The organism is Rhodopirellula halodulae (genome assembly GCF_020966775.1).
In the GTDB taxonomy this organism is placed as follows: Bacteria; Planctomycetota; Planctomycetia; order Pirellulales; family Pirellulaceae; genus Rhodopirellula; species Rhodopirellula halodulae.
Genome location: NZ_JAJKFV010000029.1, coordinates 467,205 through 491,745 on the forward strand (window position 1 = coordinate 467,205; position 24,541 = coordinate 491,745).

Genomic DNA, 24,541 nt, shown 5'->3' on the forward strand with positions numbered 1-24,541 from the left:
GTTATCCCGATCCTATGTGTCTATAGATGCGGTTGTTTTGAGTGCTGCTCGCAGCCGAATGGTCGATCGATGCCAGGAAATGCTGAGCCGCGAGCCTCTTCTGTTGACGCAGCTTCCATTCAAGCGAGGCGACGCGTGATGCAGGAACTGACTTGTCGCCCGCTGCATCATCACCTGACCAACACGAACGTCTGGTCACATGACGGGCAATGGATCTACTACGACGTGCGGAGTGACCCGTTGGGAGCGGTCTTCGATGGTCCACAAATCGAACGCGTGAATGTGCGGACTCGTGAGGTGGAGGTCATTTACCGTTCGTCAGACAACGCTTGTGTTGGCGTGGTCACCGCAAGTCCGACAGACAACCGAATTGCCTTCATCCATGGACCTGAACATCCGACGGAAGCATGGTCTTATGCGGCTTATCACCGTCGCGGCGTCGTGATGCGGCCGGGCGAATCTGGTTTGCCCAGCAACCTTGATGCGCGAAATGTCGTGGCGCCGTATACCGCCGGTGCGTTGCGAGGGGGCAGTCACGTTCATGTATGGGACGGACGCGGCGAATGGGTGAGCTTCACCTACGAAGACCACGTGCTTGCCACTTCGGCGGGCGATACACAAACCAATCAACGCAACGTTGGGGTGTCGATTCCTGCTCCTTCGGTCGTGGTGCCAAAGAGCCATCCCAGGAATCATGACGGGACGCACTTCAGTGTGGTCGCGACGCGAACACATGACCAACCGACACCGGGTTCCGATCAAATTGCAAAGGCATACGAAGACGCGTGGGTCGGAAGCGATGGCTATCTGAACTATTCTGGCACGCGGCAGTCCAAGGCCCTCGCGTTCATTGGTGATGTGGCTGGTGATGATTCAGGTGAATGGATCCCGGAGCTTTATCTTGTCGATCTGCCCGGCGATCTGACGGTGGAAGGGGAGGGGCCGCTGGCGGGCACTGCGAGCACACGTCCGTTTCCTCCCGCGGGTGCAATGCAGCGGCGTTTGACTCGAACCACGCATCGCAAGCATCCGGGACTGGCAACTGATGTCCGGCATTGGCCACGTAGTCGCCCGGACGGCACCGAAATTTTCTGCTTGATGCGAGATGACGAGGGTGTGATCCAATTGTGTGGTGTTTCCACCGCGAACGGGAGCCTTCGGCAAATCACATACGGTTCTGAATCAGTGGCATCCGCGTTCACCGTGCATCCCAGTGGCCAGTTTGTCGCGTGCGTGATTGGCGACGAAGTGTGTGAAGTGACCTTGGATGGCGGCGTCAGTCGCTGTTTGGCAAGGCAAGACGCTGACCAAAGGTTTCTGCCCTTCGCGGTGGTGTACAGCCCTGACGGAAAAAAGGTGGCTTTTGGTGCTGCTGCAAAACACGGCGAGGATTGGTGGAACCAGGTTTACGTCGTCGCCCGAGAATGAACAACTGCAGGAAAACAAAGTTGAAGAAAACGTCTGCACATACTCTGAATACCCCACTTGAGAAAATGACGATGAAAAACCTCTGCCGATTTTTTGCAACGAAGAAATTGGTCTTCGCGGCCTTGATGTTGTCGAGCTTGTCACCATCCGATGTCCACGGCGAAGACTCACCCAAACTTGTGCCTTTGGAATACAACCATCCAGGTTTGGAAGTTGACCTGGGAGTTGGTTTGTGGGCATACCCGTTGCCGATGGACTATGACGGTGATGGTGACTTGGATCTGGTTGTTGGCTGCCCGGACAAACCTTCCAACGGCACTTACCTGTTCGAGAATCCGACTCAAGATGCCTCAGTGAAGAAACCCGTTTTCAAATCGCCCGTGCGAATTGGCCGGGGATTTCACAACATGATGGCCAGCCAAGTGAATGGCCGAACAAGGGTCGTGATTCCCGGAAAGTACTTTGAGCAAAATCCAGCGACCGGCAAGTTTGATTTTGATGAGCCGCAAAACATCGCCGCTCCGGCCAAACCGCTGAACGAACCGGGGGCTCGGATTCGCGGCAACATGTGGCGGTACGTCGACTATGACGGCGATGGCGATCACGATTTGATTGCCGGGGTAGGGGATTGGTCCGATTTGGGATGGGACCACGCCTATGACGAGCAAGGCCGATGGCAAAATGGGCCGCTGCATGGCTATCTGTTCTTGATGCGCAATTCAGGCGATGACGCATCACCGAAGTTCGAAGCTCCCCGACAATTGAACGGCGGTGAAGAGCCAATCGATGTTTATGGTTGGCCCTGTGCCAGCTTGGTGGACTTCGACGGCGACGAAGATTTGGACATCATCGTCGGGAACTTTTTGGATTACTTCACCTACTTCGAGAACGTCGGGACTCGGAAAGACCCAAACTATGCCAAAGGCGAAGTGTTGTTGGACGAGGAAGGGCAACGTTTGACGATGCACTTGCAGATGATCACCCCAACCGCAATCGATTGGGATCAGGACGGGGACGCGGACTTGATTGTTGGGGACGAAGACGGACGCGTCGCGTTGATCGAAAACACAGGCGAGCTTCGCGATGGAAAGCCGGTCTTTCGCAAGCCAAGCTACTTCCGACAGCAGGCGGACACTCTGAAGTTTGGTGCACTGGCAACGCCTTACATCTCTGATTGGGATCAGGACGGAGATGACGACATCGTTTGTGGCAACACCGCCGGGAACATTGGATGGTTTGAAAATCTTGGTGACGGTGAAAATGGTTTGCCGAAGTGGGCGGCGCCCGTTCTGCTGGAGGTCCGCAAGCAAGACGGATCAACGGAGCCCTTCCGAGTTTTGGCTGGCGACAATGGGTCCATCCAAGGGCCTTGCGAAGCCAAATGGGGCTACACCACCTTGAGTTTGGCAGATGTCGATGGGGATGGAGACGACGACATTGTTTACAACTCCATCCTTTCAGAGGTTGGTGTTCTTCGAAACGACTCAGGGACCCTTGTCGAGCAAGACCTTTCCTCCAGTCCCATCGAATCACCGCCGGCATGGTACGAATGGAAACCGTCCACCCACGGTTCGTTGACTCAGTGGCGAACGACGCCTGTCGCACTGGATTTTGATGAGGACGGTAGTTTGGATTTGGTGCTGATGGACCAAGAAGGTTATCTGACGCTGCGTCGATCATTTGGGAAAGCCGAACGAATCTTCGTCGATGAAGACGGCTATCCCATTCGATTGACATCCGGCACCGCGGGACGATCGGGGCGAGTGAAGGTTGCCGTTGCGGATTGGGACAATGATGGACGCACCGACGTGTTGATCAACTCCGAGAATGTCACCTGGTATCGCAATGTGGCGGATCAAGACGAACATGTTGTTCTCAAACGCATCGGCAATCTGGCTCGTCGAAACGTGGCCGGGCACACCGCCAGCCCAGCCGTTTGCGATTTCAATCGAGACGGCAAGTTGGATTTGATTGTTGGAAGTGAGAATGGACGGATCTATCACATTCACCACGACGACTGCATTTCGTTCGAGCCGGATCAGTTGGCCGGAAACGTCCGGTTTGATCGAGCGAAGCCGGCCAAGGTGGACCCGCAAGAACCAATTCCAGCGGATGCGATGACCTATCGTTCGTCGCGCGGGAACATTGCGGCGTGGATTGAACGCCGTGGCGATTCTGGGAAGCCCGATTTGATTCGGTACCGATATCACGATGGCATGAAATGGTCCGGTCCGATCACTGTCCTGTGGGGAGCACCCAGTCGATCGTCGGTCGCCTATTTCGACGTGAGGTTCAGCAGCGAAAGCAAAGACGATGAAATTGTTTTGCAGTTCAACGTTGCGATGGATTATGAAAAACGTGAGGTCACGATGGTCAGTTACGATCGTGGGCGAACCTTCCGACAACCTGAGTGAGCAGGTTGCGTTGGAAGTCAGGATTGTTTCTCGATTGCTGTCATTGAAGTGAAAGTTGGTATGTCTCGCATCGCTCTTGGATTGGACTTTGGAACGGAGTCCGTTCGTGCCATTTTGGTTGACGCCGAAGGGAACGAACTCGCTTCGAAGGTCGACGCGTTTCGACACGGGCAAATCTTAGAGTGTTTGCCGGGTGGAAAAGAAACCTTGCCTCCTCGAACCGCGTTGCAATGCCCGGCGGACTGGTTGGAATCCGCTTCTGTCGCGACCCGAGACGCGGTGGAATCGGCGGGGATCACGCCGGAAGAAGTGGTGGGCGTCGGTGTCGATTTCACCAGTTGCACAATGTTGCCGACCAAGATCGACGGGACGCCGCTTTGCGAACTGGATGAATTTCAGGCTCGTCCGATGGCGTGGCCCAAGTTATGGAAGCATCACGGTGCACTGACGCAAGCCGAACGCATGACGGAGCTGGCTCGAGAGCGGGGCGAATCATTCTTAACGCGATACGGTGGAACCATTGGTTTGGAATGGTTCTTTCCGAAGATGTTGGAGACGATCGAAACGGATCCCGACGTGGCCGAAGCCACCGACGTTTGGTTGGAAGCGGGCGATTGGTTCGTTTGGCAACTGGTCGGCGTCGAGGCGGCTTCGCTCACACGTTCCACCTGCCAAGCAGGCTACAAGGCGATGTGGTCGGCGGACGAAGGCTACCCATCGCAGGAATATCTCGCCGCGGTGCACCCTCGATTGGCCGAAGCGGTCGCGAATCGGATGCCCGGCCAGATGCGGTCGCCCGGTGAACGCGCGGGCAACCTTTGCCAGGCAATGGCGTCAAAGTTGGGCTTACCAGAGGGCATTCCGGTTTCGACGGCAATCATCGATGCTCACTCGGGAGTTCCCGGTGTCGGCGCGGCGGAAACCGGAACCTTGGTGATGGTGTTGGGCACTAGCAGTTGTCACATGTTGAATGCAACCAACATGGTCGATATCCCCGGAGTCGCTGGTGTCGTGAACGGAGGAATTCTTCCCGGATTGTATGGCTATGAAACGGGACAGGCGGCGGTGGGAGATTCCTTCGCTTGGTTGCTCAAATTGCTGAACCTCGATTCGTTTGATCAGCTTGCGGATGATGCCTTGCAGTTGCCGCCCGGTGCGGACGGCGTGACCTGTCTGGATTGGCTCAACGGATGTCGAACGCCGCTGATGGATGGAAATGTTCGCGGTGCATTCACCGGATTGGGCATGAATCATGGGCCGGCGCATTTGTATTTGGCAATGATGGAAGCGTCCGCGTTTGGTGTCCGCTGGATCATCGAGCTGTTGCGAAACGGTGGGGAATCGAATGATGCCGGTGAAGGAGTTGCGGTCGACCAACTCATCGCCACCGGCGGATTGCCGCACCACAATCGAGCTTTCGTTGAGGTTTACGCAGATGTCCTTGGCATGCCTATCGAGATCCATCCATCGACGCAGGGACCGGCCGTCGGCGCAGCGGTGCTTGGGATGGTGGCCGCCGGAAGCGAAGTGACCGGATTCACGAACATTGCCGATGCCGCTCGGTCGATGGCTGCTGTGCCAGAAGCAAAGCGTGACCTGGTGTTGCCTCGTCCGGAACGTGTCCAGGCGTACCATGAGCTATACCAACGCTATCGAAGACTGGCCAAGGCTGTCTCCGAAAATCAAATCTGAATGAAACGCATTTGATAAGTTCGCGACCCAACGTTTTGATGTTGAACCATTGAGGAATCACCCATGAAGAACCAAGCACTCACTAATTGTCTGTTGACGTTGGTCGCAATGATCACTGTCTTCACCAAGCCGGTTGCGGCGGACGATTCTTTCATCGCGATGACTTACAACGTGCGGTATCTCAATACTCACGACCGCGAAGATCTTTGGTCCGTGCGTCGGTCGAAGGTCGCCGAAACGATCGAGATCGCGGATGTTGTTGGCTTGCAGGAAGTGACGGCCGAGCAACTTCGCGACGTGCAAGCTGCGACGCCGGATTGGAGTTGGTACGGATTGGGTCGGGATGATGGCAAGGAAGGCGGCGAGTTTGCTCCTGTCGGATATCGACACGCCCTGTTCGAGGCAATGGACCACGGAACGCTTTGGTTGTCGGATACGCCGACGGAGGCTGGGTCGAAGGGGTGGGATGCAGCGCTACCACGAACGATGACCTGGATGGTGTTGCGACGCAAAGTGGATCGCAAAGAGTTCTTGGTCATCAATTCGCACTTTGATCACCGCGGATCGAAGGCTCGCGAAGAGTCGGGCCGATTGATTGCGAAGGAGGTGGGCCAGCGGGCTCAAGGCCGTCCAACGATTGTGATGGGCGACTTCAATGCCAACCCCGATTCGGCTCCGCTTCGGGCGCTGCAATCAGGCAGCGAAGTTGCGTTGAGCGACGCTCGGGAAGTTTCGGTGACTGATCCGGAAGGACCGACCGGCACTTGGAACGGATTCAAAGCGATTCAAGCGGATCGTCGTATCGATCACATGTTGGTCAGTGACCAAATTGTGGTGCAGCGGTATCGGGTGTTGGACCCGAAAACCGAGGCAGGGCGTTTTGCAAGTGATCACCTGCCGGTGGTGATTCATGTTGGTTGGAAATGAAATCGACTGCGACTCGCCACAAAAAAATAAGCCCGCTCGATTGAAGCGGGCTTTGGTGTTTCGGGAAGTTGCTGCAGTGATCAGCTGAAGTCGGGCAATCGGACCAGCTCGCCGCCCTTCAACGCTGATTCGTGTGCACACAAGCCGGTGCAGGTCCAGTTGGCTGCTGTCGGAGCGTTGGGCCACGGATCGCGATCTTCTTTCACCGCCGTCACGAATTCGTGCACCATGTGTGGGTGCGATCCGCCGTGGCCGCCGCCTTGAACGAACGACAAGTGTTCGGCGTCGTGAATTTCGGCGGGCAACGTGAAGCGACGAATCGGTTCTGGGAGCAAGTGAGCGAAGTCCGGGATTTCGATCTTCTCTGGAATCTCGTTCTCTGGTTTCTTTGCGGTGTGCAGCACGTGTGGCTCGTCTTCAATCAGAGTCCACTCAAAACTGCGTTTGGTGCCGTAGACGTCAAAGCTTTCGCGGTATTGACGAGCCACGTCGAACAAGAATCGCCAGATGTGAGCCGTGATGTCGCTGTCCTTCAATTTGATGTGGCAGCTTTCAACGGCAAACTTGCTGCCCGACTTTTTCGCGATGTCATCACGAACGGTGCCAGACCCAAAGCAGCTCACGGATTCAGCCAAAGCGTTGGTCAAACCGAGGCAAGGGCTGACGACGTGAGTCGCGTAGTGCATGGGAATCATCTCTTCCCAGTAGCTCGGCCAGCCGTCCATGTCTTGCGGGTGCGAAGCCGCCAGATGCTGGATTTTTCCAAGCTCACCCTTTTCGTACATGTCTTTGATGAACAAAAATTCGCGGCTGTAGACCACGGTTTCCGCCATCATGTATTTCAGCCCGGTTTCCTTCACTTTCTCGCAAATCTGCTGGCATTCTTCGATGGTGGTGGCCATCGGAACGGTGCACATCACGTGCTTGCCCGCGTCGAGGGCTTTCAGTGACATCCAAGCGTGATCGGCGATGGGACTGTTGATGTGCACGCACTGCACCTCGGGATCCGCCAAGACCTGATCGTATTCGGTGTACCGGCGTTCAATTCCGAACTGATCACCTGTTTTGTTGAGTTCCGCTTCGTTTCGTCGGCAAATGGCGACGACTTCCGCGTCCGGGTGAGCTTGGTAGATCGAAATGAACTCCGACCCGAATCCCAGGCCGACCATCGCCATCTTTACTTTGCCATCACTCATCGAAAGGGTTTTCCTTTGCCGTCGAATCTACTCATGGGGTTGGATTGGCCCGTCAGTATAAAGGCCCGTTGCGCGGAAGCCACGAGGAAAACAGAAGCCGGGTTGTGTTATTTCACGGGCTCGGCCTGCACGCTCGGGCTCGCACCTATCGAAATAGAAACAGCGTTTGCCGCTCACGGGTGAGGCATCGTGGCGTGAGTGTCATGAGTCGCATGCAGACTGTGCAACGAAGTCGTCAGCACTCACTGATGTTCACCGCCAATCCGCCGCGAGAGGTTTCCTTGTATCGGGCTGACATGTCCGCACCGGTGCGTTTCATCACGCGTATCACTCGGTCGAGCGAGACGAAGTGTTTGCCGTCGCTGCCCATCGCGAGCCGACTGGCATTGATTGCTTTGACGGCTCCCATTGCGTTGCGTTCAATGCAAGGCACTTGGACCAGCCCCTTGATGGGATCGCAGGTGAGTCCAAGGTTGTGTTCCATGCCAATCTCGGCGGCTTCTTCGGCTTGATGGGGTGTGCCGCCGAGAGCTTCCGTCAACGCACCGGCAGCCATCGAACAAGCCACACCGACCTCGCCTTGGCAACCAACTTCTGCGCCGGAGATTGAGGCGTTGCGTTTGTAGAGTGAGCCAATCACCGAAGCGGTGAGTAAGAAGCGATGGACGGTGGTGTCGTTCACATCCGGGCAGAAGCGGACCAGGTAATGAAGAACGGCCGGGATGATGCCAGCGGCTCCATTCGTCGGAGCCGTGACGACTCTTCCACCCGCCGCGTTTTCTTCGTTCACGGCCAACGCAAAGAGATCAACCCAATCCAGCAGGCAAAGAGGATCGTGATCGGTTGGCGTTCCTCGTTCGGTGAGTTTGCGGAACAAGTTGGGAGCGCGCCGTTTCACGTCCAGTCCGCCTGGTAGCGTTCCTTCGGTGTGGCAGCCTTTGTCAACGCACTCCTGCATCACTTGCCAAATGTGTTGAAGGCCATCATGGATTTCTTGTTCGCTTCGAAAGCTCACCTCGTTCTGCAACGCGACTTCGTGAATCGCGAGGCCGTGTTGATCGCAGTGTTCCAGAAGTTCGCTGGCAGAGGTGAACGGGTACGGGACGTTGTCCATCTGTGGCGAGTCCTGGGAAGGAGCTTCACCTTCTTGGACGACAAAGCCACCACCGATCGAAAGATAGGTTTGTTCGAGCGAAGCGGACCGAGAGTCGCTTTTTAGAAACGCCGAGAAACGCATCGTGTTGGGATGCAGATTCCGGTCCGTTCGCCGGTGAAAGATCAGGTCGGTGGACTCATCGAATGCAATGGGCGTGGTGCCACCAAGCGGCAATGTTTGCGACTCGCGAATGGATTGGAGTTTGGTCGGAATGGTTTCGGTGTCGATTTGGTCTGGGACTTCACCGCACAATCCCATTAGCAACGCCACGTCGGTTTGGTGCCCAAGACCCGTCAGGGCCAATGAATTGTAGAGATCGACTTGAACGCGGCGGACGTGTTCAAGCTGGTGGAGCGATTTCAGCGTTTTCAGGAAAGACTCCGCGGCGCGCATCGGCCCCACCGAGTGAGAGCTGGACGGGCCAATGCCGACTTTGAACAGATCAAAGACGCCGAAGAAAGGGCCGAGAGGCGGAGACACACCTGCCGAGGTCATCATGGGCGAAGAGCGACGGTTGCATGGGAAGAGAATGGTGAGGCGACGGTGTGGGGGCCCTCATCATCTCACAAAAAAAGCCCCGTCAAAACTGGTGTTCTGACAGGGCTTTTTGCTTAGCGGAGGACACGGGACTCGAACCCGCAGCCCCTTACGGGGTACCTCAGTTCCAGTGAGGCCGCTCACCAATTCGCTTATCCTCCGAAGCGGTTCAGCAGTGTCGTTGATCCGCTCGTTTTTGGCAACCGTGCCTGATCAAGCCAGTTTGGCACCGGAGATCAGTTTGAGGAAGCCTTCGTTATCATCAAATCGACCGAGTTGTTTGGTCAATTGTTCCATTGCATCGACTGGGTGCATTTCGCTGAGTGTGCGACGCAGCATCGATACGGTTTCGTAGGTTTCTTCATCCAGCAAAAGTTCTTCGCGGCGTGTGCCGGATTGCGAGATGTCGATGGCGGGATAGACGCGACGATCGGCCAAGCGGCGATCAAGAACGACTTCCATGTTTCCCGTTCCTTTGAACTCTTGGAAAATGGCATCGTCCATTCGCGAATTGGTGTCGACCAAACAGGTGCCGACGATGGTCAGCGAGCCGCCTTCTTGGAACGCACGCGCGGTCGCGAAGAGTTTCTTCGGAACGTCCATGGCTCGGATGTCCAAACCACCGGTCCCGGTCGCTCCGCCGCGTCCTGACTTGCCAACCCATTTGTTGAAGGCACGAGCCAGACGCGTGATCGAGTCCAGCATCAAAAAGACGTCTTGTCCCATTTCGGCCAAACGCTTGGCTCGATCGATGACCAGTTGACTGAGTCGGACATGGCTTTCGATGTCCATGTCGAGACTGCTGGCGATCACCTCACCGCCGCGAATGCTGCGACGCATGTCGGTGACTTCTTCCGGGCGTTCGTCGATCAGCAGCACCATCATCGTCAGTTCGGGATGGTTCGTGGAAATGCCTTCCGCGATGTGCTGAAGCATGATCGTTTTGCCGCTGCGAGGCGGAGCGACGATCAGGGCACGTTGGCCTTTGCCCAAAGGAGCCAGCAGATCGATTACACGGTTGGTCAGCGGTAGCTTTCCGTGTTCAAGTTTGAGTGACTCTTCAGGGTTGATCGGGGTCAGTTCATCGAAGTTGCTGACGTCTGCGAAAGATTCCGGAGACATGCCGTCGACGTCAAGGATTTCGCGAACGCGAGGTCCTTGTTGGCGTTTGGCCTGTTGCACCATGGTCTTGAGCATCAGGCCTTGTCGCAGCCCGAATTTCTCGATCATCGTTCCGGGAACGAATGGATCGGTGCGTTCGCGGGAGTAATTGTTTTTCGGGCTTCGAAGAAAACCGTAGCCGTTGGGGTGCAGTTCCAGGATGCCATCCCACTCTTCCAGCGGTGCATCACTGACGAAATCCGCTGGTTCCCCATTGTTGCCGCCGTTGCCACCGCCACCGCCTCCACGGCGTCGACGACGGGAGCGTGATTTGCCCCCGCCACCACCTTGGCCTTGACCGCCATTTTGGGAACCAAAACCACCTCGACCACGCGGGGCACGTTTTTTCTTCGCCATCTGTTATTCCTGTTGCCGTTCACCAGAATCCACGCGGGGATCAATTGGGTTTGTTCGCCGGGAAGGATTCAATCGATCCGTCCTCTGGGACTGAGCCCAGGAAGGCATCCAAGCACCAACTCGCTTCGGCAACCAATCAAGAGTAACCGCGTTTGAAATACGAGGCCTTATGCGTCGAAGGTTGCGGTAACACCAACAACGCGACCGTTGGACATTGCTTGTGAGTCAAACTGCGTTTGAGTCGAACTCAATGCGACAGGCAATTCCTTGCCGTGGGGAGATTCCCGTGGGGCGAACCCTTGGTACGCCTTGATAAACACAAATTTGGCGAGGCAAACGGATTCGACGAATTTGTCCAATCCAACCCCTGCCCGTCATGCGGAGTGGCGACCCAATGTTCAAATGATCTGCTAAATCGACTCGTACGAGGGCTTCTTTCGAGAGCGAATGTTACCGCAACTGAAAAGAAACCGGCCTCGCACCACATGATTCATTGGGGGGCCAGATGAAGGGGATGCAGTGTTGAAAAAGCTCCTTTGCGAACGCTTTTTCAGGGGCTGAACCACCCAACTTTGTAGCGAACTATAGGCCCTCTTCGTCGCTTGTCAAGGGAGTTTCACTCTGGGGTGACTTGGCAAGTCGAACCGCCACACGGCCGGGAATGGGCTGCCAGGGCCGTCCAGGCGAATTCGCCAGCACTTCAAAAGTTCGCAGGTGGAGTCTTTTTGACTCGTTTTCCTCGGCTGGCGCGCCCGGCGTGCTAACTTTTGACTGCCTGGGCTATGTGATTGGCCATTTGTTCACGTTGTATCGAGTTTTTTGATGAGTTCTTCCTCAAAACAGAATTCCCCCCTGGATTCTCCGGCGCTGAAGCGTCTGCTTCGTCAGGGGCTGATCGGAACGGCCGGACTAGTGCTGGTCTGCGGCGGTTTGCTCGCGGTGTTTTGGTTCTACATGTTTTGCCGCATCGAAGTTCCCAGCGGCCACATCGCGGTGCTGCTGAAGAAAACCGGTGCGGAGATTGAGAACGACATGGAAGTGGTGCCCGAATCCGAATTCGGGAACTACAAGGGGCTCCAAGAAAAGGTGCTGACCGAAGGCCGGTACTTCTACAACCCATGGAACTGGGAATGGGACATCGTTCAACAGGTTGAGATTCCCGAGAACCGACTTGGGGTTCGCATCCGATTGCATGGTGACGATCTCGATTACGGCAATCTGATTGCCTACGACAACCGGCAAAAAGGCATCGCCGCGGAGGTGTTGCGTCCTGGTCGTCACGGTTTGAACGCGATCGTGTACGAAGCCGGTAAACCTGTTCCCACCTATCGAGATAACTATGTTGAACTGGTGGAGCTTCACGAGCCGATCGTGATCCCAGCCGGTTTCAAAGGCGTCGTCACGCTGTTGTCAGCACCGCTGGCCGACGATCCCAATCAATTGATCGTGGAAGAAGGACGACGTGGGGTCCAAAAGAAAACCCTCGATCCCGGTGTCTATTACATCAACCCCTACGTCCAACGTGTGAATCTGGTTGATTGCCGAAGCCAACGTTTCAATCTGTCGACGGGTGGAGAGATGGGGTTCCCCAGTCGCGATGGATTCTGGGTTCGTTTGGATGGTCGTATCGAATTTCGAGTGGACCCTGAGCGTGCTGCCGAGGTGTTCGTGACCTACAACGATTCTGGCAACGACAATGGTTTGGATGCCCGAGTCGAGGAGGAGATCATTGAGAAGATCATCCTTCCTAATGCTCGTTCCTTCTGTCGTCTGCGAGGCAGTGACAACTCCGGTCGCGATTTCATCTTGGGCGACAAACGGCTCGCTTTCCAAGAAGACTTTCAGCAGACGTTGGGAGAAACTTGCCAGCGTCAGGGCATTGAGATCATCCAGGCACTGGTCACTCGAATCTCGCCGCCCCAGCAAATCGCATCTCCCGTGCGAGATCGACAAATTGCGACTCAGCAAGCTCAGCAATACGTGAAAGAAATTGAACAGCAAGCCAGTGAACAGCAACTGAAGATCGAACAGGAAATGGTCAAACGCAAAGAAGCGTTGGTCGAAGTCGATCGCGAAGTCATCAAACTCACGACGGAGGCCATGCGACAACAAGAAGTGGCTGTCATTGAAGCCGAGCAACGCAAGAAGGTCGCTGAGGTCGAGCTGGCCGCCGCGAAAGACCAATCCGAAGCCATCTTGGCTCAAGGGAAAGCCGAAGCCGAAGTGATCGGGTTTGAGAACGAAGCCGAGGCCGCTGGATGGGCCAAGTCGGTGGAAGCCTACAACGGCAACGGTGACGAATACGCCCGCTGGGTGATGCTTCGCAAGTTGGCTCCGAGTTACCGACAGATGATGGTCAATACCGCGGACAGTTCGTTGATGAACATCTTCACGGAATTCAGTGGTGGTGCGAACGACAAGGCCGCGGATGTCACGCAAAATGCCAGCAAAGCCAACAACCAAACCAATTCAGGAGAAACCGAATGAACCTTCGTCGTCATAAATCTTGGATTGGTTTGGCGTTCAGTGGTCTGTGGATCCTGGGCGGTTTGTACATCGCGTTTCTGTGGTTCGTTTGTCGCGTTTATGTTCCCGAGGGACATAGTTTGCAACTTCGATACAAAGGGCCTTTGGTTTTGACCGCCCCCGAAGCCGCTCCCAACCGACTGGCCGCCGAAGGCCAGGTTGGTGTGCGAGCGAAGATGAAGGGACCTGGGCGGCATTTTTACAACCCAATTTATTGGCAGCGAAACGTTGTCCCCGACGTGGTGATCTTGCCAGGTGAAATTGGCGTGGTGACTTGCAAAGTGGGTGACAGCTTGCCGCAAGGTGAGTTTTTGGTCGAAGGCGACTTGGACGGTGAAAACCAGGCCATCCACCGTGGCATTTTGCGAAAGGTATTTGGACCCGGTCGCTACCGTGCCAATCCATATGCCTTTGAATTCAAAATCGTCAAACGGGAAGTGAAGAAATTCGGCAACCAAGAGAAGCGAAGTGGTTGGGTGGAAATTCCAACGGGACATGTCGGCGTGGTCACTTTGCAAACGAACAACGCCGAGGCCGGGTTGGTCAAGGGCGTTCAGTCCAAGGTTTTGCAGCCAGGGTTGTATCCGATCAATCCGAGCGAGCAGCAAATCGACGTGATCAATGTTGGGTTCAACGAATCGAGCATCGCGGTCAGTCAACAAGTCGATGCACAGGGGAATTCCTTGCACGATGAACATGGTGAGCCGTTGGCAATCCAGGACACCGGAATCAATTTTCCGAGCAACGATGGCTTTGACATCCAACTGGACTTTTCAGCGATTTGGGGCGTGATGCCTGAGAACGCCGCCCAGATCGTTCGCGTCTTTGGAAACTTGGAGGCCGTCGAACAAAAAGTCATCGAGCCGCAAAGCGAAAGCATTTGTCGCAACAATGGATCGAAGATGGGAGCCATCGAGCTGTTGATTGGAGAGACGCGAGAGCAGTTCCAAACCGATGTTAGCGACGACTTCATGAAGGTTTTGGCCGATAAGAAGATCTCGATGCTGTACGGGTTGGTTCGGCACATCTACATCCCCAAGAACGTTCGTGAACCAATCCAGCGAGGCTATGTCAGTGACGAGCTGAAGCTAACGCGCGATGAGGAAACCAAGACGGCGAGGATCGAAGCTGATTTGCGTGAAGCGGAACGCAAGGTCGACTTGGAAGCGGAACGCGTCCAAGTGGAAACTGAACGTCTGCGAGCGGGTGTCCTGGCGGAAGGCGAGAAGGAGGCCAAAGAGATCGCGGCGGAAACGGAACGGCTGGTCGCCCAGATCGATCGCGAAACGGCGGAGTTGGAAGCTCAGCGTTCAGTCTTGCTGGGGCGTGCCACCGCCGAGTCAAAGCAGATGTCCGCGGAAGCGACGGCGGACAAGTTCCGTTTGGCTGTTCAGGCGTTTGGTTCACCGACGGCCTACAACAAATGGGAATTTGCCGAGCAGTTGCCGACTTCGTTGGACCTGAAAATGTTCTACGCGGGCGAAGGCACCTTGTGGACGGATCTGAACAACATCCAGCCGACTCTGCCGGTGAAACCCACATCGAAATGACCTGATTCGGGTTGGTCGGCATCTCCGGACGGTCGCTCCGTCTTCCTGGTGTAATTCAAAAGATCTCAACAGCCATCCGCATCGCTGCGGGTGGCTGTTTCCGTCGATGCCGGGAACGATCTCTCGCAATTTCTGCCGCACCGGTTTTCGATTCGCCGCGTATTGCTGTGGACCGATCGGCCCGAACGGGTATCTTCGACCGGGAATTCGCGACCTGCGGGGTTGCATCACACCGGCTTCGGCGAATGCAGTTTTGAGTAGGTCGCGAAATGCCGTTTCACCCTTCGTGACAATCTTCCGCGACAACATCGATGAATGATCTGAACGAACCCGCTCTGTCAGACACCAACCAGGCCTCGACCATGGATGGAGCACCGCCGCACCGAGAGTTGACCGAACGCATTGCGTACGCTAGCGAGCCGTTCCAGAAAATTGTTTCGCAGGTCAATCAGGTCTTGGTGGGGCAATCGCACTTGGTCGATCGCATGTTGATCGGCTTGCTGACGGGAGGTCATCTGCTGATCGAAGGTGTGCCAGGATTGGCGAAGACGACTGCGGTGGCGAGTCTTGCCAAAGCGATCAACACGGGATTTCAGCGTTTGCAGTTCACTCCCGATTTGTTGCCCGCCGACTTGATCGGAACGCAGGTTTATCGACCGCAGGACCAAACGTTTGTGGTTCAGAAAGGTCCGATCTTCTCCAACTTGATTTTGGCGGACGAGATCAACCGTGCTCCGGCCAAGGTGCAGAGTGCATTGTTGGAAGCGATGCAGGAACACCAAGTCACGATTGGTGGCGAAACGTTTGCGTTGCCGGAACCCTTTCTGGTCATGGCGACTCAAAACCCGGTGGAGCAGGAGGGCACCTACGCCTTGCCGGAGGCTCAGACGGATCGATTCATGCTGAAGGTCGTCGTGGAATATCCCACGCGAGACGAAGAGTTGCAGATCTTGCGTCGTATGGGAAAGACGGCGGCCAAAATGGAGGTGCAATCGGTTGCCAGTCCCGAGCAGATCCTGGCCGCCCGCGAAGTGATCGATGAGATTCACGTGGATCAGAAGGTGGAGGAGTACATCGTGGACTTGGTGATGGCGACCCGTTGCCCCGAGGCGTATGGATTGCCGCTGGAAGGATTGATTCAATTCGGTGGATCCCCGCGTGCGACCATTAACTTGACGCTCGCTGCTCGCGCCGCGGCGTTCCTCGCCGGTCGGGCTTATGTGTTGCCAGCCGACGTCCGCAGCATCGCGTTGGACGTGCTTCGGCATCGGGTCATGGTCACTTACGAAGCGGAAGCCGAAGAGTTGTCCAGTGCAGCCATCGTTCAGCAGATTCTCGATCACATCCCGGTTCCTTGAGCGATGACCCCCAGCGAAATACTTCGAAAGATTCGCCGGATCCAGATTCGAACCAGTCACCGCGTGGATGAAATGCTGGCGGGGACTTGGCACTCTGCGTTCAAGGGCAGAGGCATCGAGTTCGAGGAAGTGCGGCCGTACCAGGTCGGCGACGATGTTCGCACGATCGACTGGAACGTGACGGCGCGACAGGACGCACCTTTCGTCAAATTGTTCCGCGAGGAACGCGAACTGTCGGTGCGTTTGTTGGTTGATTGCTCGGCGTCGTTAAATTTCGGCACGCAGTCCCAGACCAAACGAGAATTGGTCACGGAATTGGGGGCAACGCTGGCCATGTCCGCAATCAAAAACAACGACCGAGTCGGTTTGACCTTGTTCAGCGACCAAATTGAAAAGCACCTGCCCGCTCGCCAAGGTTCTCGGCACGTATTGCGGTTGATTCGTGAACTGCTCACACATGAACCAATCGGTGAAGGGACGGATCTGAACATGGCATTGGAACACCTGCAGAGGACCGCGAAACGTCGCACGGTGGTGTTTTTGATCAGCGATTTTCAATCGGATGACTTTGACCGATCGCTGCGTGTTGCCAGCCAAAAACATGACGTCATTCCCGTGGTGGTGTCAGACGCACGCGAGCAAACGATGCCCTCGGTCGGATTGGTACCGCTTCGAGACAATGAATCGGGACAGGTACGTTGGTTGGACACGTCCAGTCGTCAGCATCGAAATTGGTACGAGCAAATGGTTCGCGATCGTGCGGAGCAGCGCGATGCGTTGTTCCGACGTTATCGGTTGGAGCCACTGCACTTGCATACGGGAGAGGACTTGGGCGAACCGCTACGTCGCTACTTCCATCGACGGGAGGCACATTGATGAAGGAACGAAGAGGTCGAAGGAAATGGGCAAGTGGGGGAGTGGCTCAATTCGTGTGCGTGATGACCATGTTGGTCGTCGGGACTTCGCCCGTCGATTTTGTCTCGGCATCGGAAGTGGTTCAGGAGCAAACGGAAGGTCCGATCCAATCTCGTCTGTTGGTCTCGGAGTCCGAAGCATTCATCGCGGAACCGGTCCACGTCGAGCTGGAGGTGATCGCACCGCGGGAGTTGCAAATCGTCTTTCCTGAACTGGGAGATCGATTGGGACCGTGGGAGATTGTTTCACGATCAAGCTTGATGGATCTTCCTCATTCTCAGGGCAGGCGATGGTTGTTGCGGTTGGAGTTGGAAACTTTGGAAATGGGATCCATCGAGGTTCCCACGTTGGAGGTGCAGGCTTTTCCTCGCAGCTTGGAACCGGAAGAGTTCGATCGCGATGTTGACTGGGATCAAGCTCGCCTGCTGACCACGGAGCCGGTGCAGGTGGACATTCAAAGTTTGTTGTCACCCGATGCGGATCCCACGAAACCGGAGCCCATTGCCGGAGTCATGGACATCCCAGCGGAAACACCAGCGAAGCAATCTCACGTCTTCGCGATTGTGGCACTGGGCGGTGGAATTTTGGTCATGGCGATCTTAGCCGCGTTGGCCATCGTCAAAATGAAGAGGCGTCGTGAAAACGACTGGAGACGCTGGGCGAAGCGGCAGGTGATAGATCTGAAGTCCGATTTGGAAGCAGGAACGATTTCTCCAAACGATGCGTTGCTGAGTTTGTCGCGAATGGTTCGAGAGACGATTGCTTGGCAGATGGGCACCCAAGCCGCGGTGGATTCAGAAACAGCGGTTTCCTGGTTGCACGAATGCAGGGATGAACAAACCAAATCGTGGGAGCATTGGTTTCAGCGGTCGGACGAAGTTGCTTTCGCCGGTGCGGAGGCAACCGGGGAGGAGGTCGACGCGTGGGTGAGCGAGGTCCTGCAATGGTTGCCAACGTTGTCTTCGCCGGATGACAGGTCTCTTGTGGAGGCTTCGAAGTGAATTTTGCTTGGCCGCATGCGCTTTGGTTGTTGATCCTGGTGCCGGTGATGGCGTGGTGGTTGTGGCGACGCAAAGGTGTCTCCGCGATTGCGTTTAGCTCGGTATCCGCCATGGAAGGTTTGGCGCCTAGTTTGCGTCAACGAATGGTTTGGTTGCCGAAGGTGCTGACGTTGGTGATTGTTTCGTTGCTGATTGTCGCACTGGCTCGGCCCCGGGAAGGTCGCGAACAAACGGTGTCGGAGACCGAAGGAATCGCGATTGAGATGGTCATCGACCGCAGTGGAAGCATGCGTGCGATGGACTTCCGGATCGATGGGGAGCCAGTGGATCGGCTCACGGCGGTCAAGAATGTTGCGAGCAAATTCGTCTTGGGAGAGGACGGGCTGGAGGGGCGCTATAGCGATTTGATTGGTTTGGTCACGTTTGCCGCGTACGCGGACGCGGTCACGCCGCCCACCTTGGATCACTCCTTTGTGGTTTCTCAATTGCAGCAGTCCAGCATCGTCAATCGACGGGATGAAGATGGAACCGCCATCGGCGATGCGATCGCTTTGTCGGTTGAGAAACTCAACGCATTGGATGCACGTCAGCAGCGAAAGGTGCAAAGCAAGGTGCTGATTCTCTTGACGGACGGTGAGAACACGGCGGGGCAGTTGGATCCCGTCCAAGCGGCCGAGTTAGCCGAAACGATGGGAGTCAAGATCTACGCGATTGGGGTGGGGACCAATGGCCGGGCTCCGGTTGCTGTGCGAGATCCGTTCACCGGTCGCAAGCGGTTGCGGTACATGGAGGTGAACATCGACGAAGAAACGCTGACGAACGTGGCTGAGTTAACCGGCGGCAAATACTTTCGTGCCACGGACACGGATTCTTTGGATGCGATCTATCGAGAGATTGACCAACTGGAAAAGACCGAGGTCGAGACACGGCAGTACGTCAGCTATCGCGAATTGGCGGTTCAGTCGTGGCGTTACGGGGCCGTGCAGGTTCCGCCTTTGATCGCCGTGGCGATGGTGCTGATGTGTCTGCGATTGGTTGTTGAACATTTGTGGTTGAAGGAGCTGGTATGAACGACTCCGAAATCCAATGGGGGAATCCTTCCGCGACGATTTGGCTCGTCGCGGTTGGATTGGCGTTGCTCTTGATCGTCGGTGCGTCGGCCTGGCGACGTCGGGCTTGGCGACGATTCATGGGGACGCAGGTGTCTCCGCCGAGCGACCGTGTCAAACGTGGGCTGTCCGCGTTGTATGTTTTGGCCGCGATGCTGTTGATGTCGATTTCGCTGCTGGATTTGCGATGGGGAAAGGCATGGGAAGAGGTGCCGCAACGCGGAATCGAGGCGGTGTTTGTGTTGGATGTTTCTCGCAGCATGTTGGCGGAGGATGCATCGCCAAATCGCTTGGATCGAGCGAAGCAGCAGATCAGTGATATGGTGGACGAGATGCCGGGCGACCGCGTGGGATTGGTCGTGTTCGCCGGAGAAACTCGCCAGGTGTTGCCGTTGACGCGTCACGTGGAGGACTTCAAGCAAACGCTGGAATCCGTCGGCATGCAATCCGTTCGCCGTGGCGGTTCGCGATTGGGGGATGCGATCCGAGTCGCTGCGGATGCTTTTTTGGACAAGACAACGGATCACAAAGCCATGGTGATTTTGACCGATGGCGAGGACCAGGAAAGTGACCCGGTGGGATCAGCGAAGCGCGTGCACGAAGAGAAAGGCATTCGCATCTTCACGATCGGATTGGGGGACATGGTCGACGGTTCGCGAATTCCGGATGTGGACCCTGAAATGCCGAGACGGCAAAGCAGTCGCTACGTGAAGCACAAAGGTCAAACAGTGATCTCAAAGATGAACGGAGCGATCCTGAAAGAAGTCGCCGTCCAGTCAGACGGAGCGTACATTCCTGCCGGGACGAAACGTGTCGACATGTCCGACGTGGTGCATGGCTACATTGCCAACGTCGATGACGCGGATCTGCAGACCGCAAAGATCAACGCTTTCATCCCCCGTTTCCAGTGGTTTGTTATTCCCGCCTTGTTGATGTTGGGATTGGAATGCTTGCTCCGCGGATGGTCACCAAAGCGTGAGACGGTGAGTGTCAAACGCCGGAGTGGCCATGCGACGGCTCAAGCCGCGACGGTGTTGATTTGTCTGTCACTGATCGGTGGCAACATGGTTGTTGCGCAAGACGACGGGTTCACAGGGGAGCACTTGGATCGTCTGGGCAGAGCGTCTTTCAATGAAGGCGTGCAGGAGTTTGAATCAGGAGAGTATTCCGCCGCGGAAGAAAGCTTTTCGAAAACGGTTGCGTCGGCGGATAGCGAACTTGCGTTGCGTTCGCGGTACAACCTTGGGAATTGCCATCACACACGTGCCATTTCCGCTATGCAAACGGAACCCAAGTCGGCGATGGAATCGTTGGACGTGGCGATTGCAAATTATCGCACCGCGATTCAAGTGGGCAGGTCATTGCCCCGTGGTTCTAACGATACAGCAGATCCAGCACAGGGAATCTTGCTGATGGCTCGCAAGAATTTGGAGCTTGCGATGCGTTTGAAAAAAGAGCTGGAAGACCAGCAGCAACAGGGCGGCAACTCGGACGATTCACAACAGGAGAATGACTCGCAGCCATCGAACGAGGAGCCTTCGGAGGGAGAACAGAACAACGAAGATCAGTCAGCGTCCGGTGATCAGGACCAGAGCGATTCATCGGGTGATCGCGGAGAATCTCAGTCCGAAGACTCCGATGGGGCTTCCGAAGAGCAGTCGTCTCAAGAGCAAGGCGATGAGCAGGGCAGCGAAGCATCCACGGATCCGCAGTCCGACCAAGGACAAAAGGAGGGCGACCAAGACGCTGCCGATGATGTGCCTCCTGACGAGAATGGCAAAACGGATTCGGAGGGGCAGTTGCAGTCGCGGGATCCATCTGAGAATGAGCAAGATGACGGCAAAGTGGGGGCGGAAGCCGCGGAAGGCAATGCGGTGCAACAATCCATGACGGTGGAAGAAGCTCTGAAAATGCTGCAAGCCGTTCGCGATCGCGACATGCTGCGGCGATTCGAAAAGGAGCAGCGAGAGCGGTCCCGACAAATTCCTGTCGAGAAAGATTGGTGAGATTGATCATGGCATGTCATTCAAGGTTGCCATCGGTGTATCGAGTTGCAGCACGCTCGTCCGTTGGCTGGCAACGACAGAGAATGTTACGTGTGTTCGCGGTCGCTCTGGGCGTGGTCTGGTTGCTGCTGCCACAGGCCGAGACTGGTGCAGCGGAAGTCTCCGCGAGGCTATCGTCCAAAGAAGCCTACGTTGGGGCACCGCTGACGTTGCAAATCGATATCGAAGATGCGGCCCGATACGAGTTGCCCGAGTTGCCTGAAGTCGCGGGGGTGGAGATCCTTCGCAAGGGCGCGCCACAACAGAGTCATCAGGTTTCTGTTTTCAACGGACGCATGGTTCAACGCACCAGTGTGACGTTCTCTTATGAAGTCACGCCAACGCGAGCCGGTTCCTATCGAATTCCGTCGATGAACATCCGCGCGGATGGTGAGATTCATGAAACCGAACCGCTTGAGTTCGTTGCGACCGTCAGTGAGACCGGTGACCTTTTGTTTGTGGAACTGGACGGCGAAGAGTCTTCGGTCTACGTCGGTCAGCCGATTCAACTGACGTTGCAAATTTGGATTCGTCCCTATCGTTTGGAAGAGCAGAACCAAAATCTGTCCGAAGGGGACATGTGGTCGATGAGGTCCAGGCAGTCTCAATGGGGCGACTTCGCCGATGTGTTGGAAGAGATGGCACAACGTCGGCAACCTCCAGCCGGCCGGTCAGTTCTGCGAGAGGACGCGTCTGGCCAACAACGAGAGTACTATCTGTACGAAATCGAGGCGGAAATCTATCCGAAGAAACCCGGCGAGGTGGACGCTGGCGGGGTGAAGGTCGTGCTCGACTATCCCACCAAAATCGGACCCGTGGCACGTCGGGATCCTTTCGGGATGGGCTCGCCATTTTCCGGAGTGTTTGGCGATGACTTTTTCGGCGCACCCTTCGGACGCGAGCAGTTGGCGGTTTTGAATTCCCGGCCGATTGAGGCCGATGCGCAAACAAGTTCGATCGAAGTTCGTCCGATTCCGACCGACGGTCGTCCCGATGGGTACAACGGGGCGGTGGGGCAATACCGAATCCGAACGCAAGCCAGTCCGGACTCGGTGGAGGTTGGGGACCAAATCAAACTTAAAATCGGAGTCACAGGCAGCGGCCCCATGGAATTGGTTCGATGTCCAAAACTATCGGCTCAGTCCGATTTGACCGCGGACTTCAAAGTCTCGGACCAACCTCTTCCGGGGTTCGTTCAGGACAACATGAAGGTGTTTGCTCCGACGATTCGTCCAAAGCATGAAGGTGTGACTGAAATTCCGCCAATTGAATTTCATTTCTTCAATCCGGAAACGGAGTCGTTTGAGGTTGTGAAGAGTGAGCCGATTCCGATCCGGGTGCGACCTTCTGAGAAGCTGAGTCTGGATTCGATTGTTGCAAATGGCCGACGAGGTGGTGGTCAAGCGGAAGAGGCCAGCGGGGCAGGGCAGGGCGGTTCGGATGCGAATGGTTTCCGAGCAGATGGGATCTGGGATATTTTTAAAACGTCAGATGCGATCGAAAGTGTTCCGGTTCGGAATGCTCTTCCGCTTGGATGGTTGCTGGCGGTCTGTCCAGGCTTGGTCTGGATTGGTTTGGTTGTTTGGCAAAGTCGTGGACGCTGGATGACTTGGTTGGCTCAGTGGAAGTCACCCGCCCGGAAAGCGGTGTTGGCGATGGAGCAAGCGGACGACGCATTCACGATGGGGGAGATCATGAACGAGTATCTGCGACGTCAATTTGGAAGCGATCGCAAATCCTCGAGTTGGTTGTCTGGGGTCGGCGGAGTACGAGTCGCGGGTGCGTATGGCTTGGCAGCAGAAGTGGAGTCGTTTCTGAATCGTTGCCAGTGTCGAGAGACCGTGATTCCGCCAGAGTCAACAGCCGCAATTGAGGAATTGCGTTTTCGCGGCATGGCATTGATCGAGCAATTGGAAAAACTTCGGCTGCAAAAGCGTCCGTCTCGAAAGTTCTGCGCGAAGCCAGTCACCGCTCTGCAGTCACAGAGCGTCGCGGGGACGTTGGCGTGGGTGCTAGCTGGATGGTCCTTGGTCTCGGCGGGCAGTGTCGTCGCAAGCGAATCGGATGAAAGCTTGGCATTGGATCCGCCATCCATGTCGGTGTTGTTTCAAGAAGCCAACCAAGCGTACGAACGCGGAATGCAGACGTTCGAGCAGAATGAACCGGGGAGCTCCTCCACGAATGATCCGGTTGGCCATGCTGACTCTGGGCAGGCGGTTGCAAAGTCGGAGTTCTCGCTGGCCGCCACACGCTATCAAACACTGGTCGATGCGGGAGTTGAGAACCCGCAGTTGTATGCGAACTTGGGGAACGCCTGTCTGCTGTCGGGGCAAATTGGACGAGCGATCGTGGCCTATGAACGTGCGCTGAAGTGGAATCCGGAAAACGATTCCATTCGCACGCGTCTTTGGTTGGCTCGCGATCAGGTCAACCGCTCAAGCGATTCCCACACGTCGTGGAAGTTGCAACTACAGCGAACCATTGTGCCGGTGCTGTTTCGGTATTGGGGGGCGAGTCGGTTGCGATGGAGCATTGTCAGTTTCGCATTGGCGTTCTGGACCCTTATGATTTTGATGCGGCTCCGAACATTGACGCCCGAATCACGTCGCATGACACGTTCGGCCGCGTCCATCTTCGCGATGAGTGCTGTTTTAGGTGGCGTCGTTTGGTGGCTGGCGACTTCTGCGGTATCGGACAAATCCACCGGATACATTGTGGCTGATGAGGTCACGGTTCGAACGGGAGACGGCGAAGCATTTCCCTCCCTCGTGGACTGGAGCGAGACCGATGGATGGTCAGTCCAGGTCGTTCAATCGCGAGGCGATTGGGTCCTCATTCGCACCCCGTCCGCGACAGGTTGGGTTCCTGCGGACACGATCGCATTCGAGGCAATGGGCGAATTCAAGGCAATGGGTTTGGGTTCGAGGGCAGTCGGCGCGAGTGGGGCGTAAGGCAAATCGGGTGGATGAACAGCCGTGAGTTTGGAGTGCCCCGGTCATTCTCTTGATCGCGTCTTGATTTCACCTGGCCGGGCAATGCCGGTGTGGGGTCGGTACACTGTTGGAAATGCTTTTCTTTCCTTGGTAGACAGGATGATCCGAATGTCACGTGGGCGGTTACGTATTCAAGATGGAATCCTGGTTGTCGCTTCGGTCTTTCTAAGCATCGC

General features: G+C 55.9%; 15 protein-coding genes and 1 tRNA gene. 12 read left to right on the forward strand and 4 right to left on the reverse strand.

What is annotated here, in order from left to right; all coding sequences use genetic code 11:
- The first annotated feature begins 69 nt into the window (after positions 1–69).
- The 4 genes from LOC70_RS14590 (at position 70) to LOC70_RS14605 (ending at position 6,461) form a co-directional block, all read left to right on the forward strand.
- Positions 70–1,428 (forward strand): DUF3748 domain-containing protein, encoded by a 1,359-nt coding sequence (locus LOC70_RS14590; protein WP_230254651.1) that lies wholly within the window; start codon positions 70–72, stop codon positions 1,426–1,428.
- Positions 1,429–1,553: 125 nt separating this feature from the next.
- On the forward strand, positions 1,554–3,842 hold the full coding sequence (locus LOC70_RS14595) for an FG-GAP repeat domain-containing protein (protein WP_230256152.1): 2,289 nt from the start codon (positions 1,554–1,556) through the stop codon (positions 3,840–3,842).
- 60 nt (positions 3,843–3,902) lie between these two features.
- Positions 3,903–5,534, forward strand: a complete 1,632-nt coding sequence (locus tag LOC70_RS14600) for a ribulokinase (RefSeq protein WP_230254653.1) — start codon at positions 3,903–3,905, stop codon at positions 5,532–5,534.
- Positions 5,535–5,597: 63 nt separating this feature from the next.
- Entirely contained in the window at positions 5,598–6,461 is an 864-nt protein-coding gene (locus LOC70_RS14605; RefSeq protein WP_230254655.1) for an endonuclease/exonuclease/phosphatase family protein, read from the forward strand.
- A gap of 80 nt (positions 6,462–6,541) precedes the next feature.
- On the opposite strand, the gene LOC70_RS14610 is transcribed toward LOC70_RS14605, so the two are convergent.
- From LOC70_RS14610 to rho, 4 genes are all read right to left on the reverse strand, one after another.
- Positions 6,542–7,657, reverse strand: coding sequence for a Gfo/Idh/MocA family protein (locus LOC70_RS14610; RefSeq protein WP_230254657.1), 1,116 nt, complete (start codon positions 7,655–7,657; stop codon positions 6,542–6,544).
- Between the two features lie 235 nt (positions 7,658–7,892).
- Positions 7,893–9,311 (reverse strand): L-serine ammonia-lyase, encoded by a 1,419-nt coding sequence (locus tag LOC70_RS14615; RefSeq protein WP_255716117.1) that lies wholly within the window; start codon positions 9,309–9,311, stop codon positions 7,893–7,895.
- A gap of 117 nt (positions 9,312–9,428) precedes the next feature.
- Positions 9,429–9,511 (reverse strand) — tRNA-Ser (locus LOC70_RS14620).
- Between the two features lie 52 nt (positions 9,512–9,563).
- Positions 9,564–10,868 carry a transcription termination factor Rho gene (gene rho / locus LOC70_RS14625; protein WP_230254659.1) on the reverse strand — a complete coding sequence of 435 codons (1,305 nt, stop codon included), beginning with the start codon at positions 10,866–10,868 and terminating at the stop codon, positions 9,564–9,566.
- A gap of 822 nt (positions 10,869–11,690) precedes the next feature.
- Here rho and LOC70_RS14630 point away from each other — a divergent pair.
- The 8 genes from LOC70_RS14630 (at position 11,691) to LOC70_RS14665 (ending at position 24,323) form a co-directional block, all read left to right on the forward strand.
- Complete coding sequence (locus tag LOC70_RS14630; protein ID WP_230254661.1) at positions 11,691–13,355, forward strand: SPFH domain-containing protein; 1,665 nt, start codon at positions 11,691–11,693, stop codon at positions 13,353–13,355.
- Positions 13,352–14,944 (forward strand): SPFH domain-containing protein, encoded by a 1,593-nt coding sequence (locus LOC70_RS14635; RefSeq protein ID WP_230254663.1) that lies wholly within the window; start codon positions 13,352–13,354, stop codon positions 14,942–14,944. The genes LOC70_RS14630 and LOC70_RS14635 overlap by 4 nt, the downstream gene beginning before the upstream one ends.
- A gap of 311 nt (positions 14,945–15,255) precedes the next feature.
- Positions 15,256–16,302 carry an AAA family ATPase gene (locus tag LOC70_RS14640; protein WP_230254664.1) on the forward strand — a complete coding sequence of 349 codons (1,047 nt, stop codon included), beginning with the start codon at positions 15,256–15,258 and terminating at the stop codon, positions 16,300–16,302.
- Positions 16,303–16,305: 3 nt separating this feature from the next.
- Entirely contained in the window at positions 16,306–17,178 is an 873-nt protein-coding gene (locus tag LOC70_RS14645) for a DUF58 domain-containing protein (protein ID WP_230254666.1), read from the forward strand.
- Between the two features lie 41 nt (positions 17,179–17,219).
- Positions 17,220–18,218 (forward strand): hypothetical protein, encoded by a 999-nt coding sequence (locus LOC70_RS14650; protein WP_230254667.1) that lies wholly within the window; start codon positions 17,220–17,222, stop codon positions 18,216–18,218.
- The gene (locus tag LOC70_RS14655; RefSeq protein ID WP_230254669.1) at positions 18,215–19,288 is read left to right on the forward strand and encodes a vWA domain-containing protein; all 1,074 of its coding nucleotides are present in this window, start codon (positions 18,215–18,217) and stop codon (positions 19,286–19,288) included. Before LOC70_RS14650 ends, LOC70_RS14655 begins: the two co-directional genes overlap by 4 nt.
- Positions 19,285–21,333 (forward strand): VWA domain-containing protein, encoded by a 2,049-nt coding sequence (locus tag LOC70_RS14660; RefSeq protein ID WP_230254671.1) that lies wholly within the window; start codon positions 19,285–19,287, stop codon positions 21,331–21,333. Before LOC70_RS14655 ends, LOC70_RS14660 begins: the two co-directional genes overlap by 4 nt.
- A gap of 83 nt (positions 21,334–21,416) precedes the next feature.
- A complete protein-coding gene (locus tag LOC70_RS14665; RefSeq protein WP_230254673.1) occupies positions 21,417–24,323 on the forward strand; it encodes a BatD family protein in 2,907 nt (968 codons plus the stop codon).
- The last annotated feature ends 218 nt before the right edge of the window (positions 24,324–24,541 follow it).

Coding starts and splice junctions, on each gene's coding strand:
- LOC70_RS14635 (WP_230254663.1), top strand. CDS start 13,352: ATGAACCTTCGTCGTCATAAATCTTGGATTGGTTTGGCGTTCAGTGGT.
- LOC70_RS14600 (WP_230254653.1), top strand. CDS start 3,903: ATGTCTCGCATCGCTCTTGGATTGGACTTTGGAACGGAGTCCGTTCGT.
- LOC70_RS14645 (WP_230254666.1), top strand. CDS start 16,306: ATGACCCCCAGCGAAATACTTCGAAAGATTCGCCGGATCCAGATTCGA.
- LOC70_RS14615 (WP_255716117.1), bottom strand. CDS start 9,311: ATGATGACCTCGGCAGGTGTGTCTCCGCCTCTCGGCCCTTTCTTCGGC.
- LOC70_RS14640 (WP_230254664.1), top strand. CDS start 15,256: ATGAATGATCTGAACGAACCCGCTCTGTCAGACACCAACCAGGCCTCG.
- LOC70_RS14590 (WP_230254651.1), top strand. CDS start 70: ATGCCAGGAAATGCTGAGCCGCGAGCCTCTTCTGTTGACGCAGCTTCC.
- LOC70_RS14595 (WP_230256152.1), top strand. CDS start 1,554: ATGTTGTCGAGCTTGTCACCATCCGATGTCCACGGCGAAGACTCACCC.
- rho (WP_230254659.1), bottom strand. CDS start 10,868: ATGGCGAAGAAAAAACGTGCCCCGCGTGGTCGAGGTGGTTTTGGTTCC.
- LOC70_RS14630 (WP_230254661.1), top strand. CDS start 11,691: ATGAGTTCTTCCTCAAAACAGAATTCCCCCCTGGATTCTCCGGCGCTG.
- LOC70_RS14660 (WP_230254671.1), top strand. CDS start 19,285: ATGAACGACTCCGAAATCCAATGGGGGAATCCTTCCGCGACGATTTGG.
- LOC70_RS14665 (WP_230254673.1), top strand. CDS start 21,417: ATGTTACGTGTGTTCGCGGTCGCTCTGGGCGTGGTCTGGTTGCTGCTG.
- LOC70_RS14610 (WP_230254657.1), bottom strand. CDS start 7,657: ATGAGTGATGGCAAAGTAAAGATGGCGATGGTCGGCCTGGGATTCGGG.
- LOC70_RS14605 (WP_230254655.1), top strand. CDS start 5,598: ATGAAGAACCAAGCACTCACTAATTGTCTGTTGACGTTGGTCGCAATG.